General features: G+C 54.3%; 13 protein-coding genes. 10 read left to right on the top strand and 3 right to left on the bottom strand.

Translation table 11 applies throughout. The features are described 5' to 3' along the window. The first annotated feature begins 23 nt into the window (after nucleotides 1-23). The 7 genes from HG66A1_RS02865 (at nucleotide 24) to HG66A1_RS02835 (ending at nucleotide 5497) form a co-directional block, all read left to right on the top strand. Nucleotides 24-509, top strand: a complete 486-nt coding sequence (locus HG66A1_RS02865; protein WP_145180665.1) for a hypothetical protein — start codon at nucleotides 24-26, stop codon at nucleotides 507-509. Nucleotides 510-944: 435 nt separating this feature from the next. Further along, nucleotides 945-1928: a DUF1559 domain-containing protein gene (locus tag HG66A1_RS02860; protein WP_145180663.1), complete on the top strand. Its 984-nt coding sequence runs from the start codon at nucleotides 945-947 to the stop codon at nucleotides 1926-1928. 114 nt (nucleotides 1929-2042) lie between these two features. Continuing rightward, nucleotides 2043-2459: a carboxypeptidase-like regulatory domain-containing protein gene (locus HG66A1_RS02855; RefSeq protein ID WP_145180660.1), complete on the top strand. Its 417-nt coding sequence runs from the start codon at nucleotides 2043-2045 to the stop codon at nucleotides 2457-2459. Nucleotides 2460-2655: 196 nt separating this feature from the next. After that, a complete protein-coding gene (locus HG66A1_RS02850) occupies nucleotides 2656-3012 on the top strand; it encodes a hypothetical protein (RefSeq protein ID WP_145180658.1) in 357 nt (118 codons plus the stop codon). Nucleotides 3013-3094: 82 nt separating this feature from the next. Beyond that, on the top strand, nucleotides 3095-3796 hold the full coding sequence (locus HG66A1_RS02845; RefSeq protein ID WP_145180655.1) for an ion transporter: 702 nt from the start codon (nucleotides 3095-3097) through the stop codon (nucleotides 3794-3796). A gap of 245 nt (nucleotides 3797-4041) precedes the next feature. After that, nucleotides 4042-4488, top strand: a complete 447-nt coding sequence (locus HG66A1_RS02840; RefSeq protein WP_145180653.1) for a hypothetical protein — start codon at nucleotides 4042-4044, stop codon at nucleotides 4486-4488. Between the two features lie 76 nt (nucleotides 4489-4564). Beyond that, nucleotides 4565-5497 (top strand): DUF1559 domain-containing protein, encoded by a 933-nt coding sequence (locus HG66A1_RS02835; RefSeq protein ID WP_145180651.1) that lies wholly within the window; start codon nucleotides 4565-4567, stop codon nucleotides 5495-5497. A gap of 92 nt (nucleotides 5498-5589) precedes the next feature. Here HG66A1_RS02835 and HG66A1_RS02830 read toward each other — a convergent pair whose 3' ends face one another. After that, the gene (locus tag HG66A1_RS02830) at nucleotides 5590-7491 is read right to left on the bottom strand and encodes a CocE/NonD family hydrolase (RefSeq protein ID WP_145180649.1); all 1902 of its coding nucleotides are present in this window, start codon (nucleotides 7489-7491) and stop codon (nucleotides 5590-5592) included. 1247 nt (nucleotides 7492-8738) lie between these two features. On the opposite strand from HG66A1_RS02830, the gene HG66A1_RS02825 reads away from it, so the two are divergent. Together HG66A1_RS02825 and HG66A1_RS02820 are read left to right on the top strand one after the other, a co-directional pair. After that, complete coding sequence (locus HG66A1_RS02825) at nucleotides 8739-9386, top strand: RNA ligase family protein (RefSeq protein WP_145180647.1); 648 nt, start codon at nucleotides 8739-8741, stop codon at nucleotides 9384-9386. A gap of 274 nt (nucleotides 9387-9660) precedes the next feature. Continuing rightward, nucleotides 9661-10254 carry a hypothetical protein gene (locus HG66A1_RS02820; protein WP_145180645.1) on the top strand — a complete coding sequence of 198 codons (594 nt, stop codon included), beginning with the start codon at nucleotides 9661-9663 and terminating at the stop codon, nucleotides 10252-10254. A gap of 191 nt (nucleotides 10255-10445) precedes the next feature. On the opposite strand, the gene HG66A1_RS02815 is transcribed toward HG66A1_RS02820, so the two are convergent. After that, on the bottom strand, nucleotides 10446-11288 hold the full coding sequence (locus HG66A1_RS02815) for a hypothetical protein (protein ID WP_145180643.1): 843 nt from the start codon (nucleotides 11286-11288) through the stop codon (nucleotides 10446-10448). Nucleotides 11289-11870: 582 nt separating this feature from the next. Further along, the gene (locus HG66A1_RS02810; RefSeq protein WP_145180641.1) at nucleotides 11871-12977 is read right to left on the bottom strand and encodes a mandelate racemase/muconate lactonizing enzyme family protein; all 1107 of its coding nucleotides are present in this window, start codon (nucleotides 12975-12977) and stop codon (nucleotides 11871-11873) included. 612 nt (nucleotides 12978-13589) lie between these two features. On the opposite strand from HG66A1_RS02810, the gene HG66A1_RS02805 reads away from it, so the two are divergent. Beyond that, nucleotides 13590-13934 (top strand): cupin, encoded by a 345-nt coding sequence (locus tag HG66A1_RS02805; protein ID WP_145180639.1) that lies wholly within the window; start codon nucleotides 13590-13592, stop codon nucleotides 13932-13934. Nucleotides 13935-13938: the final 4 nt, after the last annotated feature.

The following is a 13938-nucleotide window of genomic DNA, read 5'->3' as shown; positions in this document are numbered from 1 at the left end:
GGTTTGCCTGAAGGAAAGAAATCATGAAGTGTACTGCGCCTTTGCTGATCTTTTTGCTACTGCCCCTGGGTTGCGATTCATCAACTCCCCCCACACAACAAGCTACTATTCCTGATCAGTTGGAGGGGAACACGGCCACTGAAGTCCCACAGAAGACCTCTGATTTTTTAGAGCCAATGTATGCCCCCGTGCTGGTCATCATGCAGAACGAAAAAGGGTCAGGCACCACAACAAAATTCAGCCCCCGGTCACACTCACCCGGCACTTCCGTTACACATGCAGCCACCTCAACCAGTGGCGACCCCCGTGGACCTGCCAAAGTCTCCTGGAGTTATACAGGTACCGACCCAAAAGGCGATCACTATCAGTTCGAAAAAGAATTTCTCGAAAACAATCCTGGTCAAAAGAAACTAACCAAAGAGATCATCTATACTGGAGAGAATCAGATTGTCTTTGAAGACCAGTATCAGCGAATCAACATCTGCCCTGCCCCCGAGAAAAAAGAATAGCCGGGCTCGTTAACAATTCAGTTTTACAAAACCAGAACCCCACGTCCTGCTCACAGCCACCGAAACAAATCAAAACATCCACATTCTTTGAAATGCTGCGTCATCCGGTTTTACTGCAGTTGAATCACTATTCCTGAGCAGTCCCAAAAGTGTTCACAATCACAACCAACTGTGATTCAATAAGATACAGACAAGCAGTCTCGCACTACTCTCATAAACTGCAGCTGAATCCCTCCCGCTATCACTGTACGCCCTTTCGTTTAGGTATTTTAATAAATAACGGTAATTATGCTGGCTCTTCGATTCTGACTCCGGTTAATATATTAAGAATATAAAAATCTCTTTAAGAAACTAACCTACAGATTCGACAGTTTTCCGATCGATTCTGAACTGCCTCGCGTTTTTTTCTTTCACCGGAACTGGAGTTATCTATCGATGCTGAAGTCATCCAAAACACCACGGGGATTTACCCTCATCGAACTGCTGGTGGTCATCGCTATCATCGCGATTCTGATCGCCCTCCTCTTGCCCGCTGTCCAGCAGGCACGTGAAGCAGCCCGCCGCTCGACCTGCAAAAACAACTTGAAGCAGATCGGTCTGGCACTGCACAATTACCATGACTCCTATCAGACGTTTCCGATTGGCTCGCAGGTTTCCTACTATCGCGCTAACTGGCGATCTTCGATTCTGCCTTTCATCGATCAGGCACCTGCCTACAACAAACTCATTCCGGCGGCCTACTCTCAACACGGCTTTGCGGCCGGCAGCGGAAACTCTGCCTCCGGCTATAACACCGAAAACGCCGTGCTGAATAACCTCTACATCCCCATCTACAAATGCCCGTCCAGCACCGCGGATGCCTTCTACACTGGTACCAGTCCTGTTTCCAACAACGGTACGACCTCCCCGAACTCGGCTCTCGGAAAAGAAACCGGTATGACCATGGACTACGTGGGCATCAGCGGTTCTTACCTGAATGCCGCCCCCTACAGCTCCGGTTGTGGCGCTGCTTACGGCGGCTACTGGTGTAACAACGGGATGATGTTGATCGGCAAAGTCTCCCGCATGCGTGACTGTAAAGACGGAACCTCGAACACCATGGTCATCGCTGAAGATTCCGGCCTGGTTAACAACAGAGATTATCGCAGCAACTATTACGGTGGCTGGGCAGGACACATTGGACTGACCAGTTGGGGAACCGGCGTGAATACCATCCGCTACAGCCCTAACCCGTCCACTGCACCCACCGGGGGAGACCAGACCTACACACCCAACAACCCGCTGACCTCCGAACACGTAGGCGGCGTGCACGCACTGCTCGGCGATGGCGCCGTCCGGTTCCTCTCGAATAACATCGACATCGAAACCCTCCGCAGACTGGGTATGCGAAACGATAACTTCGTACTCGGCGAATTCTAAATTGAATCTCTGACGATGCACGATAACCTGAACTTCTGAAAATCCGCAACAGCCGATGCACGTGCCAAACGACATCGGCTGTTGACATAAAGTGATAACCGGAGAAACAACACCATGCTCACACACTCTCGAATGGCGCTCTGCCTTATGCTGACCGCGCTGCTGACTGCCTGTGGATCCAGTGTCGAGGAAGTCCCCACTGGCACCGTCAGTGGGACCGTGACCCTCGGGGGTAAACCGCTTTCCGGCGCGCGCGTCAATTTCATTTCCGGAACCGCAGGAGCAGGCGCCTACGCCGATCTTCAGCAGGATGGCACCTACAGCATTACCGAACCGATCGCCGCCGGTGACTACAAAGTCTATCTTTCTTCCCCCGGACTGGGAGATGCGCCCCCGGATGAAACGGGCAACCAGGAATTTAAGGACGCCCTCAAAGAGGTCCCGCAGAAATATCAGAGCGATCAGACCACCGAGCTGCAGACTGTGATCAAGGAAGGCGAGAATACCTTCGATATCGATCTCAAGCCCTGATTCATAGATTCTCAAATTTCTTAACAACACTGATTTTTTCCGGGAGTTTTTTTGATTTCGTGTATTTCACGAGTGTATACTGTTAATCAGGATTGAGAGCTGGTTGTCTCTTAAAGCAGTGAAAGGAAACAGCTGCCCGCTGACAACCCTCACTCCTGAAACCAATTGATTCATGTTTCTGGTGGAGAAAACAGACATGTCGATCATTACGACGGGCCACATCTTCCTGAAACGGCCCTATGAAGTCGCCAACGCGACAGCGCTCAAACAGGTGCTCCAGGAACAGGGGGGTGAACTGCATGGCTCCTCTGATGAACGTTACTGGGAACTGATCAAGCATCAGTTGATCATCACCATCAAGGTCCAGCCCATCACCGAGCTGCTCGACCAGTGCCAGACCGAGCTCAGTCTGCTCGGACTCGCCCCCGATGATGTTCCCGAGGTCATTACCGTGGAAGGCCTGATGGAATCCATCGATCTCTGTCAGTCGATCACCGACCAGCTCGCCTCCTCTCTCGCCGGAGTGACCGGCGGTGCGGAACACTGCCACTGAGCGGATTTGATTTTTAACGCGGGTAGAGTATCCTCAGATCTGTTGTACAGTTAATCAACTAACAGGTCAGGTGGAGGGTGCGATGCCAACGTTGAAACAGGTCGTTGAAGATTCAGATACGAAAGCAGGTAAGACTTTCGATCTGTTCATCCAGGCTGTAATTGTGATCTCCCTGGTTAGTTTTACGATAGAAACCTTACCCGACCTGTCTCCGACTACCAGAACCTTTCTCAGGGGCATTGAGATTGTCAGCGTGATCATCTTCACGGTGGAATATCTCGCCCGGGTCCTGGTTGCCAGCAACAGGCCTGCTTTCATCTTCTCATTCTTTGGTATTATTGACCTACTGGCGATTCTCCCTTTCTATCTGGGTATGGGGTTGGATTTGAGATCACTCAGAGCCTTCCGACTCCTGCGACTCGTCCGAATTTTTAAACTGGCCCGCTATAGTGCCGCTGCCAGACGTTTCCACAGAGCCTTTCTCATTGCCAAAGAGGAACTGGCTTTATTCCTCTTCGCCACGCTGATTATCATTTACCTGGCCGCAGTCGGAATCTATCACTTTGAGAATCCTGCCCAGCCGGAAGCTTTCAGCTCGGTTTTTCATAGCCTGTGGTGGGCAGTGTCAACTTTGACCACCGTCGGTTACGGGGATATCTATCCGGTCACAGCTGGGGGAAAAATCTTTACATTCTTTATCCTCGCTGCAGGGCTGGGTATCGTTTCGATCCCCGCTGGTCTGGTCGCCTCCGCACTCGCTAAAGCCAGAGAGATGGAAGACTAACTGCAACTTGCCCATTATTTTCAAATCCTCTTTCTTTTATTTTTCATTTTTTCTACACACAACCGATACCTCATCGCTATAATGAGTGTTTGATGAAGTGAAGCTCGCCCCAGATTCCTGCCTGATTCAAGACTGTGACCCATTCCTGAAACCAGTTGAGTGGTACCTCTACAGCTGTGATCTAGCGATCGCTTTCTTTCTGCACAGCACGTTTTACCTCCCTCTATTTTGAATGCAGGTACACCATGTTTCAAATTAGCGCTCGCGCTCCATTTGCGCTAACCTTAATCGGTTGCTCTCTCCTCTCAGGCTGCTTCGGTGGCTCAGCAGAACACATCGAACGCGCCTCTGTTTCCGGTACCGTCACCTTAGACGGCAAACCGCTGCCTGCAGGCAATATTCTCTTCGTCCCCGATGTCGATGCCTCCGGCAACCCCCTGCGTGGGAAAGCCGTTCAGGCGACCATCACCGACGGAGCCTATAAGATTCCCGCCGAACAGGGTCCCGCCGTCGGAAACAATAAAGTCCAGATCACCGCGACCCGCAAGACCGGGAAATTCCAGGAGTCGGACGGCCAGAAAATCGAGATCGAAAAACAGTATCTCCCGGCCAAATATAACGCCAGCACGACCCTGAAACAGGACATCGCGGCCGGCGAAAACACCGCTGACTTCACCCTGGAAGCCAAATAACTTCTTCTTTCGATCGTTCACTGAAACTCTTTCAGATTTTTTTCAATACCCTTCTAGTAGATGGATCAATCAAACTATGAAAGCGCTTTTGTCTAACCGCCGTCGGGGCTTCACACTCATCGAACTGCTGGTGGTCATCGCCATTATCGCCATCCTCATCGCTCTGCTCCTTCCCGCCGTTCAACAGGCACGCGAAGCGGCTCGCCGCTCTACCTGTAAGAACAATCTGAAGCAGATCGGTCTGGCCCTGCACAACTACCACGACACCTTCGGCACTTTCCCTCCCGCAACGATCCGTCGCCAGGGTGCCACCACAGAATGGGAAACCAGCATGATCAGCTGGCAGGCCCGTATTCTGGCTTCCATGGACCAGGCTCCTCTCTACAATCAGATCGACTGGAGCATTGAGCCCGGTAGAACAGGCACCAACGCCACAGCCATGAACAATGAACTTCCTGCATACCGCTGCCCCAGCGACCCCGGTAACCGTGGCACCACAGGCCAGTCTGGCTATGGACCAACCAACTACGTCACCTGTACTGCAGACTCCGGTGGCTACGCAGCCGGCGGATCGACCTACCAGAACAATGGTCGCTCAGTCATGTTCCTGAACAGTAAAACTCAAATCCGGGACATCGAAGACGGTACATCCAACACCATGATGGTCTCTGAATGCGAAGTCGGTAGCGCGTTTGCCAACGTCAACGCCACCTCTGGTACTGTCTGCACCGGATCAGCCACAACCAAGACCCGGGGTTTCTCCTGGTTCTACGCCCAGTCGATGCCCGCCTGGAGCTTTACCACCCTGGTGGGACCGAACACAGATCTTCTTGAATGTGCTCAGAGCACCGGCGGTTCCGCACTGCTGGGAGCCCGCAGCAAACACGTCGGCGGTGTGCACACTCTGTTCTGTGACGGACGCGTGCAGTTCATCTCCGAAAATATCAACCTCGGTACCTGGCAGAACCTGGGTCACAAATCAGATGGTAACATCATCGGCGAATACTAAGCCCGAGCAACGACCATCTTAAGAAAAGACACGGCCAGGGAAAGCCCTTTTTCCCTGGCCGTTTTTTCATGTCCTGATCTTTAATCTCCCCCTCAGTCTCCCTTGGGAATCACGGGCAGCAGAATATGCGAGGGATGCGCCGCGTCGTGATACACCGTATTGACCGCGGTCTGCTTCAACCGATTGTCATTCAATGGCTCCCCCGTATTCGGGTTCACGTCAAACCGTGGAAAGTTACTGCTCGAAATATCCACGCGAATCCGATGCCCCTTCTTGAACACGTTCGATGTCGGATACAGCTTGATCGTCACCGGATAAATCTCCCCCGGCTCCATCAGCTTTTCTTCCTTCAGTGAATCGCGGAACCGCGTTCGGATAATCCCGTCGCCGATGTTCAGATCAAACCCGCCCGGGAAGTCACTGCTCGGCGGATACACGTCAATCAGCTTCGCCGTAAAGTCGGTATCGACTGCAGAAGACGAAATCCAGAGCTTCACTGCCAGTTCCCCTGTGACTTCCAGATCCTCTTTCAGAGGTTCCGTCTGAAAGACCAGCACGTCATCCCGGGCTGACAGCGGCGTCGGATGCGTGAAATTCCAGATCTTCTCACTCCCCTTCTGATCCCAGCCCCCCTGCACCAGGATGTCATTTCCACTGGAAATGTTTCCCCCGATCGTCGGCACCGGATTCTCCGGATCGAACAGCAGGCTGGTCTTCGCAGCCTGTACTTCAGGAGCATCAGTCGCGAGCCCGCCTGCAGGTTGCAGATGAAATTTGGTGTATACGGTCCGTTCCAGTGGCCACTCCTGCTCGTTCCTCCAGTAACCGCCATGATTCAACTTCCCGTCCACGGTCTTCGAACCGTCACCGGTTCCCATCACGAAAATCCGCACCGGAGTTTCAAACGGAGCTGCTTTCCCGACACTATTCTCCTTCCCCTTCAGCCAGTGATCGTACCACTCTTTCCGCCAGCCCAGTGGATCCGCGATTGCAGCGGCTTTTCCAAACGTCACCTGGCCATGTGAGTACGCTCCCTGCTGCCCGTGAATCCAGGGCCCCATGATCATATACACGGGACCTTTGATCGTTTTCGACAGCACCTGAAAATTCGCGGTGTTATTGCTGCTCCACGAGTCGTACCAGCCACTCACCAGGTACACCGGAATGTCTTTGTACTTCTCCGGGTAATCGATGATGTTGTTCTGAATCCAGAAGTCATCGTTGGCCCCATGCTGCATCCCCGCGACCAGCCAGTCTTCGTATTCCGAAGCCAGCTTCAGCGGCGTCATCCCTTTCCGTAAAGGCAGCCGATGCAGATATTCCATCCGGTTCTCAGCCATCTCTTTCAGCACAGCCGCGGTTCCCGCATCATGTGACTGACGGCTTCCTTTACCCGCATTCAGATAGATCCAGTTCCAGAACCGCAGCTCAAACGCCCCTCCGTTCCGCATGCTGGCATAGCCCAGGTTCGACATCGCATCCACCGGAATCACGGTCTTCAGCTCGGGAGCCTTCTCCATCGCCAGCGCGTGTTGTGTCCCGCCGACATACGAAGTGCCGATCATCCCGATCTCCGCATTCGACCAGGGCTGCTCACCAATCCACGCCGCCGTATCGACTCCATCGCGACCATCATCGGTCAACATGTGCCACACACCCTCCGACGCATACCGGCCCCGCGTATCCTGGGCCACAAACGCATACCCGTGCGAAGCGTAATACATGCCCGACGACTTACAGCCATTCTTGTTATAAGGCCGCCGCTCCAGAATCGTCGGCAGTTTCCCGTCCAGCACATCTCCATCTTCCACAGGCAGATAGACGTCCGTCGCCAGCTTCACTCCGTCCCGCATCGGCACCATCACATTCTTCCGCACTTCAACCGCATACGGCCCTCGCTCTGCCGCCAGTGCAGGTAGTGTGGAAATCAGTAACGCGAAAACAAACAGAGTCATTCCAGCCAGGGAACGGCGGAGAAGACGAGAGGCAGGCATGGTTTTATTCCTTCTTGAGGAGGCAGGCAGCATCAACAGCGCAATGCAAAACATGATTAAGAAATCCTTACCAGCAGGCTACTTGCCCGCACTAACGTTGTCAATCAATGACAATAAACACACCCACCAAACTGAGCGGCACGGTGCCAGCCGCCGGTAATTAGTGTTGACTCCTGCCATCATCAGGTAGCCAGAGCCATCCCACTCCGAACACAACGGGTAAGCCCGAATGCAATTCGGGCCGAGCGCAGCGAGCAGGAAACTGTCAGCACAAAATCACGAACGCTCCTCAGAACCTCTCCTTTTCGAAATAATTCGATATCCCACCCCACCTGAAAACCTCTCCACTGAACCTCCCGCACTCCCCGCTGAACAGACTCCCCTTGATCCACGCCTCCCGAATCGTAAGCTACTTCCCCTCTGGCTCGCGCGCGAGGCGGGTCGACGCCCACCGGTACAGTCACCACCAGTGCCCCACATCCACCTGAACCTCCGCCGCTTTTCACCCTGTTTCCACCGGAACATTCTGAACCAATGCGAAATGTTCTCCCCCCAATGTTCAGGGCAAACCAGGACACACCCCGGCCAGACGAGGACAAAATCCCAGACACACCAGGACAAAATCCGGACACATCGGGACAAAATTCTGTCTTGACGCCCACGTCCCTTTCCGCAAAATTCAGTTTCATCACCAAGAACTTTCGAAATAAGAAATCGATCAACGGGTGCCATCTGTCGGCTTGTCCGACAGTGTCGATCATCATCAGGGTCTGCCACTTTGAATCAGGCATCATCGGGTACTCTAGAAAATCATCCGGGATTACATACGCAACAGGAGGACACAGCGCAGACCGACAATCTCGAACCAGCACACCCACTCCCACCGTAGGGTGCGGCCCTGTGTGGCCGCCCGCCTCTCGAAACTCTCTACAGTCCAACCTCTGATGGAAATTCATCTAACACTCCCCTGTGAGCGGAATGGCGCCAGCCACCGGTAATCAGGATCAACGCTGAATCTTTTACCGGCGGCTGGCACCTTGCCACTCATTCAACTGGAATAGCCCGGCTGCAAATCGATCCGTATCTTTGCGTAACGCACCACGCATCCTACACATCGGCACCAGCAGAACCAGTCCACATCAACCAGTGAAAATCAGACACCACACCAGCTGCACGAACCTCTCCCCAGAAATCCGGTCTAGTTGAGAAAACCATGTTTTCAAAAATCAGAACCGGGAACCTGTCCCATGCCGCGTATCAAACTCGCTTATCCCAAAATCCCCGACAGCCGCGCTGCCCCGCTGGAAAAATGCATCGCCTTCGAGAAATACGACGGCACCAATCTGCACTGGGTCTGGGAACCGGAACTGGGCTGGTACGCCTTTGGCACCCGCCGCAACCGTTTTGATCTGGACGACCGGGGCATCGCCGCCTTCACAGAGGACCACCCGGAACTCGCCCAGGCTCCCGCTTTGTTCCTGGATGAGTTCGCGGCACCACTCCAGTCCACCCTTTTATCCAGACCTGACTTCGCCACCCGCGAAGTGACCGTCTTCACCGAATTCCTGGGCCCCCGTTCTTTCGCCGGTCGACACAATGCCGACGATGACAAACAGCTGATCCTCTTCGATGTCGCCATTGAAAATCAGCTGCTCGGCCCCGCACAGTTCCTGGAAGACTTCGGCCACCTGCCAGTCGCCCGCGTCGTCTACCGCGGTCGCTTCACCGGCCAGTTCACCAGCGACGTCCGCGCCGGAAAATACGCAGTTGCAGAAGGAGTCATCTGCAAAGGCGGCACAGGTCCCAACCTCTGGATGGCCAAGATTAAAACCGACGCCTACCTGTCCCGCCTCCAAACCGCCTTCGCCGACAACTGGGAACAATATTGGGAATAACCGGCGCGTATGCACTATAATGCAAACGATAAGAACCAATCGTAGCAGCCGGGCATAGCAAACAGAAAACGCTCCCAACAGAATCTGAGCGGCACGGCGCTAGCCGCCGGTAATCAGTGTTGACTGCTGCCACGATCAGGTAGCCAGCGCTATCCCACTCCGAAACAGCGAGCAGAAATTTGACAGCGGAATCATTTGAAAACGAGTGTCCCGGTTGAAACATCCATAAATCGAATGGCCACCGGACTTCACACACAACCATCAGGAAACAAACATGGCACTCAAGGAATCAGTCGGGAAACTCCCTTGGTACAAAATACTCGCCCTGATTCCGCTCTGGCTCCTGATACTTCCCCTCATGGCGGTATTATTCCTGATCTTCGTTCCCCCTGTAGCGCTCTTTTTTTTCCTGCAGAGCCTCACCGGCGAACTGCTCTTCTATCTCAGCATGTGGAACGCTGGCCGCACACTCAGCGGGCACCGCCTCCGTCAGCAGCTTGCGGCTGGTGAAACGGGAACGCTGATCATCGAACATCCCCTGCTGGCCTGGGGCAGAACCAACGCCTGGTGGACTCCCGAGAACATTCTCGAGGAGGCCCCCGGCCCCATTCCCGATTTCGCATCGGAAGAATACCAGGATCAGCTACTCGATCTGATTGAGCAGGACCTGCCACACCCCTGGGACGAATGGTGCTGGCAGCAATATACATCACCGCATCAGGGCCAGGCCAGACTGCTCAGAGTCTGGAACGGAAAGCGATACGATCTCTGGTTCAACACACATTACCCCGCGATCCCCATCGTCGAAACGACAACCGCCATTGCCCGCCAACTCGAATCCGAAACGCAACCGAACTCAATCAAGTAATGGGAGCACCCCAAATACACCAGTTCGCCTCACACTGATTGAAACGCTCCCAACAGAAACTGAGCGGCACGGCGCAAGCCGCCAGTAATCAGAGTTGACTGCTGCCATAATCAGGTAGCCAGCGCTATCCCGCCCACATTGAACCGATAACCCGAAGCCGGCCCACAACCATTGTACAACCCGATTCATTATCAATGGCTGACTTCACAATCGGGTAGCAACTCCTGCAGTTTGGCAGCCCCGGCTTCGGTAATCCCCGAATCGTACAGGCTCAAACTTTTGAGCCCTTTCAGCGTGGCCAGCTTGGGGATACTGGCATCCGTAATCCCCTTGGAGCTCAGCAAATTCAATTCGGTGAGCGCGGGAAGTTCGGGTAGATGATTGAGCGACATGTAGGGATTACTGCTCAGATTCAGTTTTTCCAGCTTGTCGAAATCTTTCAGGATCACCAGGCAGGCACCGCTAATCGGAGCACCAGAGATCTCCAGTCGTTTCAGAAACTTGAGCTTGGCAAACCGGGCAACCTGCTCATCGGTGATGTCGGTATTCTGCACCATCACGTATTCGGTGTGATCGTCGAGACCAGCGACGAAGTCCACCATCTTATCATTCACTTTTGTGTTATAGAGTGTCACCCCCGTGTAATTTCCATCGTCATCCACATTGACCTGCAACGCGAACGGTCCAAATCCGGCCCCTTCCATTCCCAGTTTCGGTCGCAATGCTTTCGCAGCCTCTTTATCGCGTGCCATCCGCAACCCTGCATTCATCTTCCGCGGTTTGGCCTGGGGCTGTTTTTGTGCAGGCTGCCCTTCAGGAGCAGGCGTCATCTCTGCCTGTGCAGCGGGAGTCGCTTCCGGCTGTGACTGTGCCCCGGCTTCACCAACACGGGTAACCGCCTGGGCCATCGGCGCCTCTTCTGCAGGAGACGGATTCGCTGCCCCCTGTTGATCCGGCGGCGGTTGAACATCCTGGCAACCGGTAAGACTGAAAATCAGCGATAGAGAAATCAGGGACAAAACTACTTTCAGCATCGTCGTCTCCTCGGGGAAGGGAAAATGGGCGAAAACATTCCGGGGACTCGTGCCTCTCTCAAGATCCAATCTATCTGCATCCATGCAACCGATCAAACAATTAATCAGAAACTCACTCAGAAACCAAGCAGTTGGGCGTCACTATCCCCCCCAGACAGGATTCGAGAATCGCACCTATCAGCAACTGAGCGGCACGGCGCTAGCCGGTAATCTCTTCAGCGCGGAACCCACTTACCGATGGATAGCGCCATTCCGCTCAAAAAAAGGGTGGGCACGGATGCAATCCGTGCCGAGCGCAGCGAGCAGGAGGTTGCAGCTCACCAGAACAATTCATAACAGTGCTACCCACACTATCCTCACAAAGAGGTACATCTACTGACCACCTTATGATCACCCTGAGACCTCCTGTTGCCTCCGGCAATATCGGATTACATCCGATACCACCCCCGGTTGGGTGTCCTTCATTTGAGAACCCCCACGTTCCAGTAATCCCACCTGAACCGTTTCGTGTTTTTCGTGCCTTTCGTGGTAGAAAAATAACTACGCGTACTACCTGTCAGTTGGCCCCACAGCGACCGTAACTCACCCCAGCGAACTCGCCACCAGATACTTCTGCAGCATCCCCTCATCGATCTCCACACCCAGCCCCGGTTTGGTCGGCACCGCCATTGTGCCTTCTTTGATCTCAAACCGTTCGGTAATGATATCGTTTTCCAGACTGTAATAGGTGCAGTCATTCGCCAGCGGAAAATTGGGAGACGAAGCTGCCATGTGCAGCATCGTCGCCGTGCGGAGTCCCAGGTCGTGGGCACAGTGAAATATACAGGGCACACCTGCCGAGGCTGCGACCTCACCTACCAGTTTCACCGCCCAGATCCCGCCGCACTGGTACGTGTCTGGCAGCAGGTATTCCGCCGCATCCAGTTCCAGAATCTTGCGGACATTCTCCATCGTCGTCACCGATTCATTCAACGCCAGCGGCGTTGTCGTCTGCCTGCGGATGTCCGCTGATTCCTGCAGCAGGTCTTTATGCATCGGCTGTTCGAAATACTGCAGCTCGTAAGGTTCCAGATCGCGGGCCAGCTGCAGCGCCACCTCCGGCGTGTATCCCATGTTGGGGTCGATCCGCAGATTGAGCTTGTCCCCCACCGACTCACGAATCCCCCGCACCATCGCCAGATCCTCTTCCGGCGATCGCCCCGCCTTAGTCTTCATGGTGGAAAAACCACGATCGACGTAATGCTTCGCAATCGCAGCCGCCTCCTCGGGACCGCGGATCCCCATGCAGCAGGTCACTTCCACGCGATCCCGGTACAGTCCGCCCAACAAACGATGCAGCGGCAGCCCCGCCTGTTTCCCCAGGATATCCCAGCAGGCCATTTCCGCCAGCGACTGACGATAAGGCTCGTCCCCCATCCCCCAGTCTGCATACAGGGCAGCAATGTCAGTCGGATCTTTCCCCATGAGAATCGGCCGAAAGTACTCAGCTTCCTCCCCTGTAAAACTGACCGCATTCTGAAACGACAACCGTTGTGGCGTCTCGCCCCAGCCGGTAATGCCCGCATCGGTCTCGAGGCGAATCAGCAGAGCGCCTGTCGTCATTGAAGAAATATACCGCGACTGGTAAGGCGAAACCGGAACTTGCAGCGGGACATCAACCAGAAACGTTTCAACGCCAGTGATCTTCATCGGAGGCTCCAGAGGCAGGGGAAATCAGTTGTCGGGCGAGAATCTCATGCTACCAGTTACGAATCAGGCCCACAAGCAGACCAATACGATATCACTTCAAATCAACCACGCCGGGTGGCACTATCGGCTCGCCCAACAGTGACCGCGAAACGCTCCCATCAACAACTGAGCGGCAAGGCGCTTGCCGCCGGTAAAATCTTCAGCGAGGAACCCACTTACCGGTGGCTGGCGTCATTCCGCTCAAAAAAAGGGTGGGCACGGATGCAATCCGTGCCGAGCGCAGCGAGCAGGAGGTCGCAGCTCACGAGCCCAATTCATAACAGAGCTACCAACTTTATTACCCTTAAAATGAGGTACATCCATTGACCACATCATAATCACCCTGAGACCTCCTGTTGCCTCCGGCAATATCGGATTACATCCGATACCACCCTGGTTTGCTACTCTTATTTGGAGAGCCCCACTTTCCAATATCCACCCTTAACTTTTCGTGCCTTTCGCGTTTTTCACGGTAGAAAAATTCCCACGGTTGTGACCGCGCCCCGCCTCCCGTAAAGTAAAACAGAACGAAGATTCAACTCCGTCCCGTTTCGCCCCCTGCAAGGTACCGCCATGATTCCTGAAATCACCAACCTGCTCACCCCGCAAGCCACACCCCCGACCGAGGAGCTCTTCGAACACCTCTTCCGGGGGCAGTCCTGCCGGGTGGAACGCATCGTTTCGACCGGGCAGTCTACGCGGGAAGGACAGTGGTACGATCAGGAACACGCCGAATGGGTGGTTCTGCTCTCGGGGTCAGCTGTACTCCGTTTTGAGGGGGAAACCGAGGGGCGGACGCTCATTCCCGGCGATGCAGTGAACATTCCCGCGCATTGTCTGCATCGGGTCGAGGCGACCGCCGCCGACGGGGAAAGCGTTTGGCTTGCAATCCACTATGAGCCTGTCGAGAATGGGTGAATCA

Origin of the sequence: Gimesia chilikensis (genome assembly GCF_007744075.1) — a bacterium.
GTDB lineage: Bacteria > Planctomycetota > Planctomycetia > Planctomycetales > Planctomycetaceae > Gimesia > Gimesia chilikensis_A.
This window is presented reverse-complemented; position numbering and strand designations above follow the sequence as displayed.